The 18433-nt window shown below is 75.2% G+C and carries 9 protein-coding genes; 4 read left to right on the forward strand and 5 right to left on the reverse strand.

What is annotated here, in order from left to right:
* Positions 1 to 193: hypothetical protein (locus ABZ948_RS04025; protein WP_359757005.1), on the reverse strand; the 193-nt coding region annotated here is incomplete at its 3' end.
* A gap of 155 nt (positions 194 to 348) precedes the next feature.
* Between ABZ948_RS04025 and ABZ948_RS04030 the strand changes: the two genes are divergently transcribed.
* From ABZ948_RS04030 to ABZ948_RS04040, 3 genes are all read left to right on the forward strand, one after another.
* Positions 349 to 933: an RNA polymerase sigma factor gene (locus tag ABZ948_RS04030; RefSeq protein ID WP_359757007.1), complete on the forward strand. Its 585-nt coding sequence runs from the start codon at positions 349 to 351 to the stop codon at positions 931 to 933.
* Positions 930 to 1925: a hypothetical protein gene (locus ABZ948_RS04035; protein WP_359757009.1), complete on the forward strand. Its 996-nt coding sequence runs from the start codon at positions 930 to 932 to the stop codon at positions 1923 to 1925. The genes ABZ948_RS04030 and ABZ948_RS04035 overlap by 4 nt, the downstream gene beginning before the upstream one ends.
* A gap of 167 nt (positions 1926 to 2092) precedes the next feature.
* Complete coding sequence (locus tag ABZ948_RS04040; protein WP_359757324.1) at positions 2093 to 2839, forward strand: dienelactone hydrolase family protein; 747 nt, start codon at positions 2093 to 2095, stop codon at positions 2837 to 2839.
* Positions 2840 to 2851: 12 nt separating this feature from the next.
* Here the strand turns inward: ABZ948_RS04040 and ABZ948_RS04045 are convergent, their stop codons facing one another.
* The 4 genes from ABZ948_RS04045 to ABZ948_RS04060 all read right to left on the reverse strand — a co-directional run bounded on the left by ABZ948_RS04045 (position 2852) and on the right by ABZ948_RS04060 (position 9912).
* Complete coding sequence (locus tag ABZ948_RS04045; protein ID WP_359757011.1) at positions 2852 to 3814, reverse strand: YihY/virulence factor BrkB family protein; 963 nt, start codon at positions 3812 to 3814, stop codon at positions 2852 to 2854.
* Positions 3815 to 3985: 171 nt separating this feature from the next.
* The gene (locus ABZ948_RS04050; RefSeq protein ID WP_359757013.1) at positions 3986 to 6931 is read right to left on the reverse strand and encodes a hypothetical protein; all 2946 of its coding nucleotides are present in this window, start codon (positions 6929 to 6931) and stop codon (positions 3986 to 3988) included.
* Between the two features lie 2 nt (positions 6932 to 6933).
* Positions 6934 to 8790, reverse strand: a complete 1857-nt coding sequence (locus ABZ948_RS04055; RefSeq protein WP_359757015.1) for an HSP90 family protein — start codon at positions 8788 to 8790, stop codon at positions 6934 to 6936.
* Between the two features lie 135 nt (positions 8791 to 8925).
* Positions 8926 to 9912 carry a hypothetical protein gene (locus ABZ948_RS04060; RefSeq protein ID WP_359757017.1) on the reverse strand — a complete coding sequence of 329 codons (987 nt, stop codon included), beginning with the start codon at positions 9910 to 9912 and terminating at the stop codon, positions 8926 to 8928.
* Positions 9913 to 10097: 185 nt separating this feature from the next.
* Between ABZ948_RS04060 and ABZ948_RS04065 the strand changes: the two genes are divergently transcribed.
* The gene (locus ABZ948_RS04065) at positions 10098 to 18431 is read left to right on the forward strand and encodes an SDR family NAD(P)-dependent oxidoreductase (RefSeq protein WP_359757019.1); all 8334 of its coding nucleotides are present in this window, start codon (positions 10098 to 10100) and stop codon (positions 18429 to 18431) included.
* Positions 18432 to 18433: the final 2 nt, after the last annotated feature.

The following is an 18433-nucleotide window of genomic DNA, read 5'->3' on the forward strand; positions in this document are numbered from 1 at the left end:
GGTCCGGCCGCCGCCGGGGGGCCGGATTCTCGGGCCGTGACCAGGCAAATGTCACAACTGCCGTGGTAATCAGCACTGTTGTGGTGCGTGCGATGCGCGGGCGGTACCCGAGCAAGCCTTCCGGAAGGGGAATGTGCGGCATGGATCCTGTGATCGTCGGAGCGGTGGTGACGGTGGCCGTCACCGTCGTCAACGGCGTAGTGAAGGTCGCCCAACGGCGTCTGAACGCCGACGTCGAGATAGCGCGCATCACCGAGTCCGGACAGACCGACCGGATCCGCTGCATCACGGCGCGAGGCGTCCGCCCCGGTCGCCCCGCGCGCCCGGTGCCAGCCGACGGGAACGGGGGTGGGCGCCGTGGAGGACGCGCTCAGTACTGAGATCGATCTCGTCGACCATGTCGAGATCAGCTCGGCGCCCCTGCCCGGCATCGAACTGGCCGAGGCGCTCCACCACGAGCAGTACCCGGCGCTGGTCCGCTTCCTGCTGCTGCACGGCGCCTCCTGGGCGGAGGCGCAGGACGCCGCCCAGGACGCCTTCACCCAGATGTGCGCGCCCGGTCTGTCGTTGACGCACCCCCGTGCCTGGCTGCGCACCGTCGCCTGGCGGTCCTGGGTGAGCCAGCAGGTCAAACCGGAGGACGCGTGCGCCGACATGCCCGAGCCGGAGACGACCCTGCGCTGGCAGACCCCGGCCCACGCGGCCGAGCTCGGGGAGGAGGAGCGCCGGGTGATCTCCCTGCTGCTCCAGTTGCCGGCCAAGCAGCGCGCCGCCATGGCCTGGCACCTCGACGGCTTCACCACCGAGGAGAGCGCCCGGGCCATGGGAACCACCCGGGCCGCCGTCCGCCAGAACCTGGCCCGCGCGAGAGCGGCCCTGAAGGAGGGCCTGCGCCTGGAAGGCCGTTACCACGAGGAGAGGAGGGCGACGTGACGGACCGCGATGCGCGTACGCCCGGGGCGCGGCCCGGCCGCGAGGACGTGCTGGACACGCTGCTGGCCCGTACCCACGACCGGTTGGGGACCGCCGTCACCGACCGGGTCACCGCACAGGGCGGGCCGCCCGAACTGCGGCCCCCGGACCTGGCGCTGGACCGTCTGCTGGCGGCCGCCCACCGTTCGATCGGGACCGCGGTGACCCGCCGCCGCTCCCGTGAGGCCCGCGCCGCCCTGGCCCAGCGGAACCCGGAGCTGGAGGCGCGCCTGGCGGAGCGGGGTCCGCTCTTCAACCGGCCCTCGCCGGTGCGGGTGAAGTACCGTCAGGAGGCGCTGCGGCTGGCCCACCGCTACTGGCCGGCCGACCTGGCCGAGGGCATGCGGGCCGCGGTCCGCACGGTGCAGAACCTGACCGACCTGCTGGAGGGCACCGCCCGGACGGTCACCGACGCGGAGCTGGTGGTGGAGCAGCTCCGGGAGAACCTGCGGGCGATGTCCCGGCTGCCCAAGCCGCAGCGGCCACCGGTGACGCTCACCGGCCTCGACTACCTCGTGGCCGTCGAGTCGGTGCTCGCCGAGCCCGCCGAGCGGCTGCTGCACGACCTGCACCGCATCCGGCAGTTGCTCGACGAGGAGCTGGAACCGGCGATCCTCACCCTGGAGTCGTCGTCGCCCGGCTACGTCTTCGGCGTGGACGCGGTCGCACAGGACCTCATCGACGATCTGACCCAGGGCTGCGACCAGGCGGACGCCCTGGCCAGGGCCGTCGCCGAGGTGGAGCGGGCGAGCAGCGACTTCGTCGGGGCGGACCTCAGCAGCGCCAAGCTGGACGGCGTGCTCCTGGAGGGGATCCTGTGGGACGCCACGACCGTGTGGCCCGGGGAGTGGGAGAGCCTCATCCGTCGTGCCTCGCTGCCGTCCGGCGAGGAACAGGGGGTGCTCATCGTCGCCGCCGAACCGTCCGAGACCGTGATCCACGCCGAGGCGTGACGGGGGCCGCGGCCTCCGCCACGGTGGCGGGGATGCGGGCGGGGGTGAGGATCGAGCCGATCACGGTGGTGTTCTCGCCATGATCGGCCGGCGGCCCTTGGCCCCCACCGGGCCGCACGACATGCTGAACCGGCCCGCCAGGGCAGTCGAGGAGAGGAAAATCCGCCATCGCCGGCAAGACGTTGCACATACCCACCCCGGACGGCCGGGCCGACGCGTTCGCCGTCTTCCCCGACGACGGCGAGCGGCACCCCGGTGTGCTGATGTACCCGGACGGCTTCGGCATCCGGCCCGTGCTGCGGGCGATGGCCCGCGAGCTGGCGGGGCACGGCTACTTCGTGCTCGTCCCCAACGTCTTCTACCGGCACGGCCCGGCACCGGTGATCGACCTTCCCGAGCACATCGGAGAGGAGGCCCGGCCCGCGGTCTTCGCCCGGCTGATGCCGTTGATCGAGGCGCACACGACCGAACGCGTCCTGCGGGACGCCGAGGCCTACCTCGGGTTCCTCACCGCCCGGCCCGAGGTCGGCGCCGGACCGGTCGCGGTGACCGGCTACTGCTTCGGCGGCCTCCTGGCGATGCGGACCGCCTCGGCCCACCCCGGCCGGGTGTCCGCCGTCGCCGGATTCCACGGCCCCGTCGTCGCCGACGGGCCCGACGGCCTGCACCGCCTGCTCTCCCCGATCACCGCCGAGGTCCACCTCGGCCACGCCGCGAGCGACCTGACGCCCGAGGCCCTCGGCGAGCTCAACCGTGCCCTGGACGCCGCGGGGGTCGACCACACCTCCGAGATCTACCCCGGCACCGTCCACGGCTTCACCATGTCCGACACCGACGCCTTCGACGCCGCCGCACTGCGGCGCCACTGGGACCGCCTGCTCCCGCTGCTGGAGCGCACCCTCGCCCACGGCTGAGGCGGCGGCGCCTCACGCGCCGGGGCCGGGGTCCGGCCGGACCGCCGTCTCGATGCCGGCGCGGGCCGCTTCCAGCTGGGCGGCGAACGCGATGCCGAGGAAGAGCGCGACGGCCGTGAGGTTCGCCCACAGCAGCAGGGCGATGAAGGCGGTGAGCGGCCCGTACACGGCGCCGAAGGCACCGCTCTCCTCGACGTACAGCGCGAGCAGCCAGGTGGCCGCCACCCACAGCATCAGATGGACGGCGGAGCCGAAGGCCAGCCAGGTGTAGCCGGGCTGGACGCGGCGGGGCGACCAGCGGAAGATCACGGCGGAGGCCACCCAGGCCAGCGCGAGCCCCACGGGGATGTCGAGGACACCCCACCACTGCGCGCCGCCCTCCCAGCCGGCGGTGTCGGCCACCGCGTCGCCCACGGCCTCCCCGGCGACGAGGACGACGAACCCCAGCACCAGGGGCAGACCGGCGGCCAGCGCGAGCAGGATCGCCCGGGCGTATTTGCGCGGGAAGGGACGGTCGCGCTCGATGCCGTAGATGCGGTTGGCGCCGCGCTCGATCTGGCCCATGGCCGAGGCGAGGTTCAGCAGCGCGAAACCCAGGCCGAGCCAGAGGGCGAGCGTGCTCCAGACGTCGCCGTGGGCGGTGCGCCGCGTCCCCTCGAAGGCGTCCTCGACGATCTCCGCGCTGGCCCCCGGCACGATCCGGCCGAGCGTGAGCTCGATGACCCGGCCCACGCTCTCCGTGTGCACCGAGGTGGCCAGCCCGACCAGCGCGACGGTGCAGGGCAGCAGCCCGACCACCACCTGGAAGGCGAGGGCCCGGGCGTTGGTGAAGCCGTCGGCGTAGCGGAACCGCGCGAAGGAGTCGGTCAGCAGGCGCAGTCCCCCGTAGTGGCGCAGAGCGGTGAACGCCTCGTCTCCGGAGAGCTCGTCCCCGATCATGTCCCGGGTCTGCGGGACGTGGACGGCGGTACCCATGGCGGACGCTCCTTGTCGTACGGCTGCTCCCTGTCCGGTTGCCCCGGGAACCTTCCCGTCCGACCTCGCCCTTGCGACACGGCCCGCGGGCCGTCCCCCGTTCGGCAGTCCCCGCGACGCCGCCCGCACCCCCGCGATGGCCAGGGCGGCCACCGCGGGGGCTGCCGGGTGTCACTCCTCGTCGCGCAGCCGCGCCGCCAGGGACGTCAGGGGCTCGGTCTCCTCGGTGTGGCCCAGGGCGGTCAGGCGGGAGATCGCCGCGTCGAGGCGGGTCAGGGCGGGGGCGGGGCGTTCGAGGTAGATGCCCTCCACGGCACCCGCGAGGCGGACGCACTCGGCCCACTCACCGGCCTGGTCCTGGTCCGGTCCCGGCTCGCCGAGGAGGGCGAGGGCCTTCTCCAGGGCGGCCAGGGCCTCCTCGTACGCGCCCGCGTAGGCGTTGACCCGTCCGTGCTCGTAGGCCAGGGCGGTGTCCAGGGAGCGGCCGCGGGCCTCGTACGCGGCGGCGCGGGCCTCGTCGGCGATCCGGGCGGCGTCGGCGAGGAAGGCACGGGCGCCGGCCAGGCCGTCGGGGCCCTGCTGCTGGGCCTGGAGCCGGGCGAGTTCGCGCAGGCAGTTGCTGAGCTGCTCGTGGCGCGGTTCCCGGGCGTGCGCGGCGAGTGCCTGGTCCGCGACCTCGCGGGCGCGGCCGAAGTCGCCGGACTCGCCGAGGAGTACGGCCGTCTCCGCGGCGATCATGGCGTGGCTGCCCGGGTCGTCGTCCCAGCCGGCCGACTCGGCCGCGAGGGCGACGAACTCCGCGGTGGCGGCCTTCAGGTCCTCCCCCGCGTGCAGCGCCCGGGCGCGGGTCAGGCGCAGCTGGGCGACGAGCCGGTCGTCCAGCTCTCCGGCGGTGACGTCGGGTTCCGCCAGCAGGGAGTCGAGCAGGGCGATGCTGTCCTCGACACGGCCGAGGTCGAGGCTGAGCTGGGCCGCGTTGCTGTAGGCGCAGTAGGCGTCCGTGCGGCTGCCGTGGCGGAGGTCCAGTTCGGCGGAGCGCGTCAGGTGCCGCAGTGCCTCGTCGGGGCGGCCCAGGTGCATGCAGACCTCGGCGAGTTCGCCGTGGAGGCGGCCGGTGTCGACCGCGTCGGCCGGCCAGTCGGCGGCCAGCCGCAGGGCCTCCGTCAGGTTCGCGTGCGCGGCCTGGGCGTCCCGCAGGCCGATCTGGAGCCGGGCGCGCAGGCCGAGGGTGCGGGGCAGGTGCCAGGCGGGGCCGTGCGCCCTCAGCCGGTCGAGGAGGGCGTCGAGCTCGGTGACGGCGGTCGGCAGGTCGCCGGAGATGGCGTGTGTGCCGGCCCGCAGCAGCAGGGCGCCGGAGATCTGCCCGGCGATGTCGTGCCGGGTGGCGAACGCGAGCAGCAGGTCCGTCTCGGCGAAGGCCGCGGCGGCGTGCTCCTCGCTCCCGGAGGTCTGCAGGCGCAGGCCGAGGGCGGTCGCCCGCATCCGCAGCAGGCGGGACTCCTGCTGCGGGGCGAGGCCGGGCGTCTCCTCCTGGAGGCGGACCATGGACGCGTGGGCGGCGGTCAGCGCGGCGGCCTTCGCCTCGGCCCGCTCCGCGCCGTCGGCGGGGCCCTCCGCGGGGATCTCGGCGGTGGCGAACAGGGCACCGGCGCGGGCCACCGCGGCATGACCGGGCAGGCCGGCGTCGTCGTACAGGGCCGCCGCCTCCTCGTAGAGGGCGGCGCAGTCGGCGAACTCGTCCTTGTCGCCCGCCCGGCTCGCCTCGTCGGCCAGCAGGTCCGCGCGCAGGCGCACGAGGGGGCCGACGGCCGGGTCGTCGGGGTGGGTGTAGTCGCGGGCGGTGACGAGGGTGCGCAGCCGCGCCCAGCAGGCGCGTGCGTCCGGGTGCCCCTGCTCCTCCAAGGCCCTGGCCCGGGCGATGAGTTCGGGCAGCGACTCGGGGACGGCGGCGGCCGTACGGGCGGCGGCAGCGGGGGCCGGTGCGGCCGGGGCCACCTCGTCGAGGCCGCGGGTGCGCAGGGTCAGTTCCAGCGCGTCCAGGAGCGGAGCCCGGTCGAGGCGGTCCTTGCGGCGGCCGGTGTGGGTCGTGGTGCCGTTGCGGGCGTCGAAGCGGGCGGCGAGGTCGTCGGCACGGCCGCGCACCTCGGCGCGCAGCCCGGCCACGGTCCAGGTGCGGCCCGCGTATCCGGCGGCGGGCAGCTCGCCGTGGCCGAGGAGTTCGACGCGCTGGAGGAGGACCTCCACGCCGGTGAGGAAGTCGAGCTGCTCCACCGGCGAGTCGACCTCGTCGAACAGGTTCCGGTTCTCGGCGAGCAGTTCCAGGCCGCGGGCCTCGTTGCCGGTCAGCGCGCAGAACTCCAGGTGCCGGCCGACCTCGCCGGACATCGAGGGGTTGCGGCGGCAGCCGCGATAGCCGGCGAGGTGCAGTTCGCGGGCCCGGTCGGTGCGGCCGGTGCGCAGCAGGGGCAGCAGCGCGTACGAGAAGGAGCGGGCGGGCTCCTCCTGGCAGGATTCCTTCCCGGCCAGCACGGGCTCCCAGGTGCGCAGGGCCCGCTCGTCGTCGCCCGCCCTGAGGTGGTGGCGGGCGCGCTGGCAGATCTCGCAGGCCTCGCAGTCGCTGAGCCGGGTGCGGGTGCGGCCCGCCCACAGCTCGTAGGCGAGGGTGGTGTCCTCGCCGACGTGGGCGGCGAGCTGGTACGCCTGTCCGTAGTAGGGCTGGAGGCCGAGGCCTGCCTTCTCGTAGCGGTCGCGCATCTCCGTCAGCCACTGGCGCAGACTGGCCAGCGGTATCTCGGGCAGGGCGCGCAGCGCGCCGGCCACCCACTTGAACCGCCAGAACAGCAGGTGGCGCAGGCGGTCGTCGAAGACGTCGGGCTGCTCGTCGAAGAGGTTCAGCAGGCGGGCGAAGACGACGGGCGACTTCCGGGGCTCTGAGCCGTAGGTGTACGCCTCCTGCAGTTCGAGGAGGGCGTGGACCAGGGGGACGGTCTCCTCGAACTGCTCGGCGGCGTCGACGAGTTCCTCGGCGGTGACGGTGCGGGTGCGGCCGTAGGGGCGCTGGTCGTTCTCCTGGAGCGCCTGGTACAGCTCGTCGGTGGTCTGGGGCGTGGTCGGCATCGTCAGCTGTCCTTGCGGAGGGCGTGGGCGAGGAGGTCGAGGAAGGAGCGGTTGATGAGGCTCGACTCGGCGGGCCTGAGCGGGCGGCGGGAGAGCATCGCGGCCTGTCCGTAGAGCGCTTCGGCGCTGGTGCGGGCGAGTTCGGGCTCGTCGATGGTGACGGCGGTGCGGACCAGCGGGTTCAGCTGGTTGAGGATGAGCTGGGCCCGCGGGGCCTCCTGGCGCAGGGCGCCGAGGATGTCGCCCCACAGGCCGCCCTCCTGCTCGCGGGCGAGCTGGGAGCGGGTGCGCTCGTGCCGGGCCTCGCGGCTGTCGACGAGGAGGGCGGGGGCGGAGGCGGGCTGGAAGGTGCGCAGCGCGACGTCGCAGTCGAAGACGGCGAGGGCGTCGCGGGCCTGGGCGAGGTAGGCCGCGGCGGCGAGTTCGGTCTCCCGGTCGACGGGGTCGAGGTGGGCGGTGAGGGTCGCCGGGTCGAGGTCGGCGACGGTGGCCTCGGGCCTGATCTCGGGCAGCCGGTGGACCAGTTCGCGGTCGTAGGTGTAGCCGCCGTTGACGACGCCGAGCCCGGCGGCCGAGGCGATCGCGGCGACCTGCCGGAACTCCTCCACGCTCGACGTCACGAGCACGGTGCGGTGGGTGCGCGCGAACTCGTCGAGGGTGGTGTGTCCGTCGGTGGTCTCGAACGGCAGCCAGGGCAGCAGCATCCGCAGGATCTCGTCGTCGTGCACGGCGAGGGACTTCACGGCCAGGTGGTGGGCCTGGAGGAAGCGGTGCAGCAGGTCCGGATCGCTGGCGGCGGCCCGGGCGATCCAGGCGCGCAGCCGCTCGGCGAGGGCGTCGCGGACGGCGGCGAGGGTGTCGTCCTCGTACAGGGACTCGCGGGACGCCGTGGGGCGCAGGCTCTCGGCGTCGACGACGCAGCGGACGAAGAACGCCCAGTCGGGCAGGATCTCCTCGGCCTGCTCGGAGAGCAGCATGCCCTTGACGTGCACGCGGTGACCGTGACGGCGCCCGGCCGGGACCGTCTCGGGCAGCACGCAGGCGATGCCCTTCAGGCCGACGGCCGGCAGGTCCAGCTCGATGGTGTCGAGCGGGGTGAAGCCGAAGACCTCCTCGCCGTACGCGGCCAGGGCGCGGGACCGGGCGCCCGGTGTGGGGTACGTGCGCGCCCAGGGGGCGGGCTCGGGGTTGACGGACGCGCCCGGGGCGTCGGGTCCGGCCGTGCCGTCGTCGAAGGTCACCGGGTGGCGCAGCAGGGAGCCGAAGTGGCGGGCCAGGGCGTGCACCTGGGCCGGGCGGGTCCACTCGCCCGCGTCGGCGCGGGGCGTCAGCGTGACGGTGGTGCCGGGCCGGGGGCGGGCGGAGGCGGGCAGGGCGCGGACGGTGTAGCTGCCGTCGCCGCGTCCACGCCACTCCACGGCGGGGGCGTCGGGGGTGCGGGCGGAGCGGCTGAGGACGTGGATCTCGTCGGCGACGAGGAAGCAGGAGAGCAGGCCGATGCCGAACTGGCCGATGAAGTCGCCGCGCTGCTCGGCGATCCGGTCCGCCCGCTTGCTGCTGCGGCCGATGGTGGCGAGGAAGCTGTGGACGTCGGCCTCGGTGAGACCGACGCCGTCGTCCTCGACGCGCACCACCGAACCGTCGGCGTACAGGCGCACGCCGAAGGCGTCGGCGGGTGCGGCCGGTTCGAGGGCGTGCCGGGCGGTCAGCGCGTCCACGGCGTTCTGCATCAGTTCGCGCAGGTAGACGCGCGGGCTGGAGTAGAGGTGGTGGGAGAGGAGGTCGACGAGGCCGCGCAGATCCACCTGGAAGGTGCGGTCGGCGCCGGCCGGGGTCGCGGCGGTGTCGGGCAGAGTCATCGGCAGTCCGGAGTGGGAGGGGTGACGGGTGTGCGGGCGCGCGGCACCGGGGCCGGGTCGGGCGGGTGAACGGGCGCGCGGGGCCGGCGGGTGCCCGAGGGAGGCGGCACCGGGCGCGGCGGGGCCGGCCGGTGGTCAGGCGCGGCGGTGGTGGCGGGCGAACTGCTTCTCGGGCTCGCCGAAGTAGGTCCAGGGCCACTTGGTGTAGGCGCCGTCCAGCGTCCGGAAGACGCGCCGGACCGTGTGGCGCTCGCCGGCCAGCGACAGGGCCATGGCGAAGATGTTGTAGTCGTGCTGCCAGCCCGGGCGCCACACGTAGGCGGGGTGGAGGATGCTGCGGTCGGCCGCCTCCCGCAGCTGCGCGCGGATCTCGTCGGTTTCGAGGTAGTCCCCGCGCTCCGCCTCGACCCACTCCTCGATGTACGCCATGGCGAGCACACAGCCGAGGCGGTGGCCCTCCGGGGCGCGGGCGGCGGCCTCCTGGGCGAACGCCAGGGCCTGCCCCGGCTTGCCGCCCCAGCGGGGCTGCAGCTGCGACACCCACTCGATGTGGGTCTCCAGGTCCAGCGGGTCGCGGCGCAGGGCGGCGTCGAGCCGGGTCTCGTTGACGGCGGAGCCCAGCGACATGCCGCGGCCGGAGGTGAGGAGGCGGCGCCACGGGGTGACCCACTCCGGCCGCAGTTCGGCGGCCTCGAACAGCTGCTCCTCGGCGATGTGGAGCCGCTCGTGGAAGATCCGCCACTGCTCCTGCGTGACGTCGACGGCCCGCGCGGCGGTGCGCGCCTCCCAGCCCCAGATGATGTGCCGGGTGCCGGATATCAGCAGGGCCGTCGCCCGGTGCTCCTTGTCCTCCTCCACGGCCCGGCCGATCCAGTCCTGCAGCCCGTCCAGTTCGGCGAGCTCGCCGAGGACCTGGTGGTCGCGGCCGAGGTCGAAGGGCGCCAGCGCCGCCTTGACCGCCTCCCAGTCGCCCGCGTCGGCCGCCTCGACCAGGGCGAGCACCCGCGTGTCCCCGAGCGCGCGCAGTGTGTACATCCCGTTCTTCTGCCTGTGCGGGACCGGCAGGGCGTGCGGATCCGCCACCGGTCTCTCCGCCCCGCTGCCGAACAGCTTGCCGAACATGCCGCGCCCTCCCCTGGTCCGCGTGATCGTTCGGAGCAGCATAAACGCCCCCACGGACACCGCTTCCACAGGGTTTTCACCCGCATTTCACGACCCCTGCCCCGGCGTCGTTCCCGAGGTCGGCGGCCGTGCGCGCCCGTAGGCTCAACATCGTTGTGCCGTCGGGGATTTGGAGAGTGGGGGACATGGGGCGTGACGAGCTGATCCGGCCGGTGGCGGACCTGTTGAAGGAGCACGCCGGGTCGGCCGCGCGGCGGGTCGCGTACGCCGACTCCTCGCGCGGCGTCACCTACGGCGAGCTGGAGCGGCGCACCCGGGGCCTGGCGGCGTACCTCCTGCGGACGGGGCTGCGTCGCGGCGACCGCGTCGCGATCTGCCTCGGCAACCGTGTGGAGACGGTGGAGAGCTGTCTCGCCGTCCTGCGGGCCGGGCTGGTCGGTGTCCCGCTCAATCCCCGGTCCTCGGACGCGGAGCTGGCGCACTTCCTCGAGGACAGCGGTGCCGCGTTCGTCATCACGGACGGCGCGCGCCTCGCCCGGCTGCGGCGCCTGGGACCGCCGTACGACGCCCTGGGCGTCCTGGTCGCGGGCGCCGGCCCGGTCCCGGCGGGCGTCCGGCTGTTCGACAGCGCGGCCGAGAGCGAAGGGGGCGCCGAGAGCGAAGGGGCCGCCGAGCCCGCCGGGATCGACACGCTCGGCCTCGACGAACCGGCCTGGATGCTGTACACCTCGGGCACCACCCACCGGCCGAAGGGCGTGCTGTCCACGCAGCGGGCCGCGCTGTGGTCCGTGGCCGCCTGCTACGCCCCGGTGTTCGGGCTCTCGCCCGACGACCGACTGCTGTGGCCGCTCCCGCTGTTCCACAGTTTCAGCCACTCGCTGGCGATCCTGGGCGTGACGGCCGTGGGCGCGAGCGCCAGGATCGCCGGGGAGCTGCCGGCGCCGGGCGGTCTGCGGCGGGAGCTGCTCACGGCCCACGAGGAACTCGGCGGGCCCTTCACCCTGCTGGCCGGTGTGCCGGCGACGTACCACGGCCTGGTCGAATCGGCGGGTGCCGCACCGCCGGCGCTGCGGTTGTGCCTTGTGGCGGGCGCGCCGAGCGGCCCCGCTCTGCGCGCGGCCGTGGAGGAGACCCTGGGGGCACCCCTGCTCGACGCGTACGGCAGCACCGAGACCTGCGGCATGATCGCGGCCAACCGTCCCGAGGGGCCCCGGGTCGACGGTTCCTGCGGGCCGCCGGTGCCGGGTGTGGACGTGCGTGTCGTCGATCCGGGCAGCGGCGCGGACGTCCCCGACGGTGAGGAGGGCGAGGTCTGGGTGCGGTCGCCCGGCCTGATGACCGGTTATCACGAGCAGCCCGAGGCGACGGCGGCCGCGCTGCGGGACGGCTGGTACCGCACCGGGGACCTCGGCCGCCGGGTCGAGCACGGCCATCTGCGGCTCACCGGGCGGGTCAGTGAGCTGATCATCCGGGGTGGCGAGAACATCCACCCGACGGAGATCGAGCAGGCCCTGCTGCGGTGTCCCGGCGTGTCCGACGCCGTGGTGGTGGGAGAGCCGCACGACGTGCTCGGTGAGGTGCCGGTCGCCTTCGTCGTCCCGGGCCCGGACGGGATGGACGCCGGGCGGGTGCTCGCCGCGTGCCGGACCCTCCTCGCCGACTACAAGGTGCCGGCCCGGATCCGCGAGATCGCCGCCGTCCCGCGCACCGCGTCCGGCAAGATCGCCCGGCACGAGCTGACGGTCCCGCCGCCGGCCGCCTCCCCCACGGCCGGCACCGCGCCCGCAGCCCTGCGCGAGCGGCTCCTGCCCCTGTCGGCCGACGACCGGCAGCGCGCGTTGCGCGCGAGGGTGCTCGCCGCGACGGCCGAGGTGTGCCGGCTCGCCCCGGACGAGCCGCCCGGCCCGGACAGCCCCTTCGCCGATCTCGGCATGACGTCCGTCGGCGCGGTCGAACTGGTGGACCGGCTCGCCGCGCTGACCGGCCTGAGCCTGCCGTCGACGCTGGTCTTCGACCACCCGACGCCGGAGGCGGTGGCCCGGTACCTGCGGGTCGCCCTCCTCGAAGCCCGGCCCGAGAGGAGCCCGGAGCGGAACGGCGGACAGGACGGGGCCGCCGAGGACGATCCCGTCGTCATCGTCGCCATGGCCTGCCGGTACCCCGGTGACGTCGAATCCCCCGAGGACCTGTGGGAGCTGGTGGCGCGGGGGCGGGACGCCGTCTCGGAGTTCCCGGCCGACCGGGGCTGGGATCTGGAGGCCCTGTACGACCCCGATCCCGACCGGATCGGCACGTCGTACACGCGGCACGGCGGGTTCCTGCACCGGGCCGCGGAGTTCGACGCCGGGCTGTTCGGGATCTCGCCGCGCGAGGCGCTCGCGACGGATCCGCAGCAGCGGCTGCTCCTGGAGACGTCCTGGGAGGTGTGGGAGCGGGCCGGGATCGCCCCGGCGTCGGTGCGCGAGAGCGACACCGGCGTGTTCGTCGGCGTGATGTACGGCGACTACGCCGGCCGCCTCACCCGCCCCCAGGAGCTGGAGGCGCACCTGGGCCTCGGCTCGACGGGAAGTGTGGCCTCCGGGCGGCTCTCGTACGTGTACGGGCTGCGCGGCCCCGCCATCACCGTCGACACGGCGTGCTCGTCCTCGCTGGTGGCGCTGCACTGGGCGGCGCGGGCGCTGCGCTCGGGCGAGTGCTCGATGGCGCTGGCCGGCGGGGTGACGGTGATGGCGACGCCCAAGTCGTTCCTCGCCTTCAGCCGGCAGCGCGGGCTGTCCCCGGACGGGCGCTGCAAGTCGTTCTCGGCGGCGGCGGACGGCACGGCCTGGGGCGAGGGTGTGGGGCTCGTGCTGCTGGAGCGGTTGTCCGACGCGCGGCGCAACGGCCATCCGGTGCTGGCCGTGCTCCGCGGCTCCGCCGTGAACTCCGACGGCGCGTCCAACGGGCTCACCGCGCCCCACGGCCCCGCCCAGCGGCGGCTGATCCGGCAGGCGCTGGCGGACGCGGGGCTGCGCCCCGGTGACGTGGACGTGGTGGAGGCCCACGGCACGGGCACGACCCTGGGCGATCCCATCGAGGCGCAGGCCGTCCTGGACACGTACGGGCAGGACCGGGAGCGGCCGCTGTGGCTGGGGTCGGTCAAGTCCAACCTCGGGCACACGCAGGCGGCGGCCGGAGTCGCCGGCGTCATCAAGATGGTGCAGGCCATGCGGCACGGGGAGTTGCCCCGGACCCTGCACGCCGAGTCGCCCACGCCGCACGTCGACTGGTCATCGGGCCGGGTGCAGTTGCTGACCGCGCACCGGCCCTGGCCGCCGTCGGACCGCCCGAGGCGTGCGGGGGTGTCGGCGTTCGGGATCGGCGGGACCAACGCCCACGTGATCCTGGAGGAGGCACCGCAGAGGGCTCTCGCCGCGCCCGAAAGCCCTGCTTCCGTGCCGGAGAGTGCTGCTTCCGTGCCCGAGAGCCCTGCTTCCGCGCGGGAGACGGCTGCTTCCACGCAGGAGCGTGCTGCTTCCATGCCCGAAAGCCCTGCTTCCGCCCGGGAGACGGCTGCTTCCACGCCCGAGAGCGCTGCTTCCACGCAGGAGCATGCTGCTTCCACGCCCGAAAGCCCTGCTTCCGCCCGGGAGACGGCTGCTTCCACGCCGGCGACGACTGCCCACGCTCAGCCGGGGGACGCGGCGCCCGAGACGGCCGCCGTTGCGCCGGAGCCGGCGGTCGCGGCCCTGCCCGCTCCGTGGCTGCTCTCCGCCGCCGACGAGGCCGCCCTGCGCGCCCAGGCCGGACGGCTCGCGGCCGCGGCGGCGGACCGGCCGGACCTGCCGCCCGCCGACATCGGCTACTCGCTGGCGGTGTCGCGCGGCGCCCTCGCCCACCGGGCACTCGTGCCGAGTGGTGACCGGACGCGCATGCTGGAGGGACTGCGCGCGCTCGCGGCGGGCCGGAACGCGCCGGGAGTGGTCCGCGCGGTGGCGGACCCGGAGGTCCGGACGGCGTTCCTGTTCACCGGACAGGGCGCCCAGCGCCCGCGGATGGGTGCCGGGCTGCGCGCCGCGTTCCCCGTCTTCGCCGCGGCCTTCGACGAGGCGTGCCGGCATCTGGACGACCGTCTCCCCCGGCCGCTGAGTGCGGTGCTGTCCGCCGAGCCGGGCTCGACGGAAGCGGCCCTGCTGGACCGTACGGACTTCGCCCAGGCCGGCCTGTTCGCCTTCGAGGTGGCCTTGTTCCGGCTGCTGGAGTCGTGGGGCGTGCGAGCCGACCGGCTGGTGGGCCACTCCGTCGGCGAGTTGGCGGCCGCGCATGTCGCCGGTGTGCTCGATCTGCCGGATGCGGCGACGCTGGTCGCCGCGCGCGGCCGGCTGATGCAGGCCCTGCCCGACGGCGGCGCGATGGTGGCCTTGGACGCGACGGAGGAAGAAGTCCGCACGGCCCTGGCCGCGTTCGGGGACCGGGTCGCGATCGCCTCCGTCAACGGCCCCCGCTCGGTGGTGATATCGGGCACGGAGAGCGCGGTGCGGGCGGTCGCGGCCGGTTTCGAGGTGGAGGGGCGCCGGGCCGTGCGGCTGCGGGTGAGTCACGCCTTCCACTCTCCGCTGGTGGAGCCGATGCTCGACGAGTTCCGGCGCGCCGCCGAGGAGTTGACCTTCCGGCCGCCGCGCATCCCGATCGTCTCCACCGTGACGGGCCGGGTCGCGGAGGCCGCGGAACTGTGCTCCGCGGAGTACTGGGCGCGGCACGCCCGGCTGCCCGTGCGCTTCCAGGACGCGGTGCACCGGCTCGCGGCGGACGGGGTCTCCGCCTTCCTGGAACTCGGCCCCGGGCCGGTGCTCACCGCGGCGGCCGCCGACTGCGTGACCGACGCCACGACGAGCGGCTCCGTCCTCGCCGTGGCCGCCCGGGGCGGTGCGGACGAACCGGAGACGCTCCTGTCGGCCGTGGCCCGGCTGCACGTGGCCGGGGCCGCCGTGGACTGGGCGGCGGTGTACGCGCGTTCCGGCGCGCGGCGCGTGGACCTGCCGACGTACGCCTTCCAACGGCGGCGGTACTGGCTCGACGAGCCTCCCTCGGCGCCCGCTGCCGAGGCGCTGCTGGGCCCGGCGTTCCCGGTGCCGGACACCGGGCTCACGCTGCTGACCGGGCTGTTGTCCCGCGCGGCCCATCCGTGGCTCGCGGACCACGTCGTCGCCGGGCGGGTCGTCGTACCGGCGACGGTGTTCGTGGAGATGGCCGTGCGGGCGGGTGACGAGGTGGGCTGCGACGCGGTCGACGACCTCGTGATGCTGGCGCCGCTCGCCCTGCCCAGCGCCGCGGGTGCGCGCATCCAGGTCGTGGTGGGCGCGCCCGACGACTCGGGCCGCCGGCCGGTCGACATCTACTCCCGGCCGGAGGAGTCCGCCGAGGAGGTCCCGTGGACCCGGCACGTCTCCGGGCAGCTGGGCCGCGGCCGTGCCACCGCGGACGAGCCGGCCCCGTGGCCGCCCGAGGGCGCCGCGGCGGTCGACCTCACCGGGGCGTACGCCGCCCTCGCCGAGGCCGGTCTCGCCTACGGGCCCGCCTTTCAGGGCGCCCGCGCCGTCTGGCGCCGCGGCGACGACGTCTTCGCGGAGGTCCGGCTGCCCGCGCCGCACGCCTCGGAGGCGGGGCGGTTCGGGCTCCATCCGGCGCTGTTCGACGCCGCGTCGCACGCGCCGCTGCTGGCCGCGCCCGCCGACACGGGCGCGATCCGGGTGCCGTTCGCATGGAGCGGGGTGCGCCTGTACGCCTCCGGGGCCGCGGAGCTGCGGGTGCGGGTGACCCGGACCGGCGCGGACACCGTCTCGCTCACCCTCACCGACCCGGCCGGCCGGCTCGTGGCCCGCGTGGAGTCCCTGACCACCAGGGAACTCCCGGCCGGGCAGACAGAGCAGGCAGCGCAGACCGATATCACGAACGACGCGGTACGAGGGTCTCTGCTGCGCCCCGAATGGACCGTCCTCGCTCTCCCCGGCGACGTCGGTGAACGTGCCTGGGAGGTGCGCGGGCCGGACGAGCTCGGCCTCGCCGCGCACCTGCCCGGCGGCGGGAAACCGGAGTTCGTCGCCGTCACGGCCGTGGCCCGCGCGACGGACCCCGACGGACCGGCGGCCGTGCACGAGCTGACCGGCAGGGTGCTGGCGACGCTCCAGGACCTGCAGGACGATCCGGGCGCGGCGGGCTCACGGCTGGTGGTGGTGACGCGGGACGCCACCGCGCCCGTGCCGGACCTGGCCGGGGCCGCGGTCTGGGGACTGGTGCGCACGGCCCAGTCGGAGCTGCCCGGCCGTGTCGTCCTGGTGGACGTCGACGGGCGGCCGGAGTCGCTGCGGATGCTGCCCGCGGCCGTCGCGACCGGCGAACCGCAACTGCGGGTGCGGGAGGGGCGGGTGACGGTTCCCGCACTGGCCGAGGTCCAGGGGGTCGCGGACGCGGGGCCCGCCTTCGGAGCGGACGGCACGGTGCTCATCACCGGAGGCACCGGGGCGCTCGGCGCCGAGCTCGCCCGCCACCTGGTCGCCGCGCACGGCGTACGGCATCTGCTGCTGACCGGACGCCGCGGACCGCAGGCGCCCGGGGCCGGGGCACTGCGCGCCGAGCTGGCGGAGTCGGGAGCCCGGGTCGGCGTCGTCGCCTGTGACGCGGCCGACCGTACCGCCCTGGCCGAGGTGGTCCGGCGCTGCGAGCCGCCGCTGACGGCCGTGGTGCACGCCGCCGGGGTCCTCGACGACGGGGTGCTGGACTCGCTGACCCCCGAGAGGATGGCCGCCGTGCTGCGGCCGAAGGCCGATGCGGCCTGGAACCTCCACGAACTCACCCGGGACATGGGGCTGTCGGCGTTCGTCGTGTTCTCCTCCGTCTCCGGCGTGCTGGGCCGGGCCGGCCAGGGCAATTACGCGGCCGCGAACTCCTTCCTCGACGCCCTCGCCCGGCGCCGCACCGCCGAAGGCCTGCCGGCGCTGTCGCTGGCCTGGGGCCCTTGGGAGCACACCGGCGGCATGGCGGCGGGGCAGCCCCGGCAACGGCCCGGGTGGCGTGACGTGCTGGTGCCGCTGTCCACGCGGCACGGTCTCGCCCTGTTCGACGCCGCGGTGCGCACGACCGAGCCGGTCCTGGTGCCGGTGCTGCTGGACCGTGCCGCGCTGCGGTCCCCGTCGCCCCCGCTGCCACCGCCGTTGCGCGGCATCGTCCGCCCGGACCGGCCGACCGCCGCAACGACGACGGCGACGACGGCGTCCGGCTCTCCCGGTGGTCTCGGGCAGACGCCGGAGCCGGGTGCCTGGCGGGCGCGGCTGGACCGGCTGCCCGTGGGCGACCGGCGGGCGATGCTCACGGAACTGCTGCGCGCCGAGGTCGCCGACGTCCTCGGCTACCCGCACGTCGACGCGCTGCCGGCCGGCAGGTCCCTGGCCGAGCTGGGGTTCGACTCCCTGACGGCGGTGCAGATCCGCAACCGGGTGAGCACCGCGCTGGGGCTCCGGCTGCCGGTGGGGGTGGTGTTCGACCACCGCACGGCAGAGGACCTGGCACACCACCTGCTCGGACTGCTGCCCACCGAGCCGGCCACCGCAGCCGCCCACGAGGCCTCTCCCGCCGGCACGGAGGCTGTTGCGCGGCCCGCGTACTCCCTCTCCTCGCTGTTCCGGGACGTCACTGCCGCCGGGCAGCCGGTGGCGGCGATGCACCTGCTCGTCACCGCCTCCTGGGCCCTGCCCACCTTCACGGCCGCGCAGGGTCACGAGCACGCGCTGCCCCCGGTCCGCCGCTCCCCCGGCCGGCCCGGCTCCGGACGGCCGACGGTCGTCTACTTCCCGGCCTACCACCCCTCGCTCCCCTCGGGCGGCGGGGACTTCCCCCGCTTCCACCGCGCCTTCCAGGACGACCTCGACGTCCTGGAGTTCCCGCATCCCGGGATCGGCGCCGGGGCGGCCGTGCCCGAGGACCTCGCCGCCCTGGCGGGCGCCCAGGCCGGGAACGTCCTGCGGCATGTCGGCGACGGGCCGTTCGTGCTCGTGGGACGGTCCGCGGGCGGCAACGTCGCGCACCTCGTGGCCCACCGGCTTCAAGCCATGGGCCGGGCGCCGTCCGGCCTGGTCCTGCTGGACACGTACCACATCACGCCGGACAACAGCGGCGCGGACTGGCTGCTGTCCCTGGCCGCTCCACCGCCGCAAGGGACAGGACAGCCCGTCTCCCCCGGGGACGCCGACAGGGCCCTGGCCGCGATGGGGGCCTACAACCGGATCTTCCTCGGCTGGGCCCCCGAGCCGGTCACCACGCCCACGCTCCTCGTGCGCGCACAGCGGCCCACGCCCGCCATGGCCGACTCCGCCGACGGGGACGACTGGCGCACGTCCTGGCCGACGGCGCACGACCTCGTGGACGTCCCCGGCGACCACCTGACGATGATGCGGGAACACGCCGAGAGCACCGCGGCGGCGATCCGCGCCTGGATCGAGGAACGCGTGGGGCCCACCCTTGCCCTCCCTATCGAATTTCGATAGGT

Source organism: Streptomyces olindensis (assembly GCF_040645895.1).
GTDB classification, from domain to species: Bacteria; Actinomycetota; Actinomycetes; order Streptomycetales; family Streptomycetaceae; genus Streptomyces; species Streptomyces olindensis.

Coding starts and splice junctions, on each gene's coding strand:
- ABZ948_RS04045 (WP_359757011.1), bottom strand. CDS start 3,814: ATGGGTACCGCCGTCCACGTCCCGCAGACCCGGGACATGATCGGGGAC.
- ABZ948_RS04050 (WP_359757013.1), bottom strand. CDS start 6,931: ATGCCGACCACGCCCCAGACCACCGACGAGCTGTACCAGGCGCTCCAG.
- ABZ948_RS04055 (WP_359757015.1), bottom strand. CDS start 8,790: ATGACTCTGCCCGACACCGCCGCGACCCCGGCCGGCGCCGACCGCACC.
- ABZ948_RS04060 (WP_359757017.1), bottom strand. CDS start 9,912: ATGTTCGGCAAGCTGTTCGGCAGCGGGGCGGAGAGACCGGTGGCGGAT.
- ABZ948_RS04065 (WP_359757019.1), top strand. CDS start 10,098: ATGGGGCGTGACGAGCTGATCCGGCCGGTGGCGGACCTGTTGAAGGAG.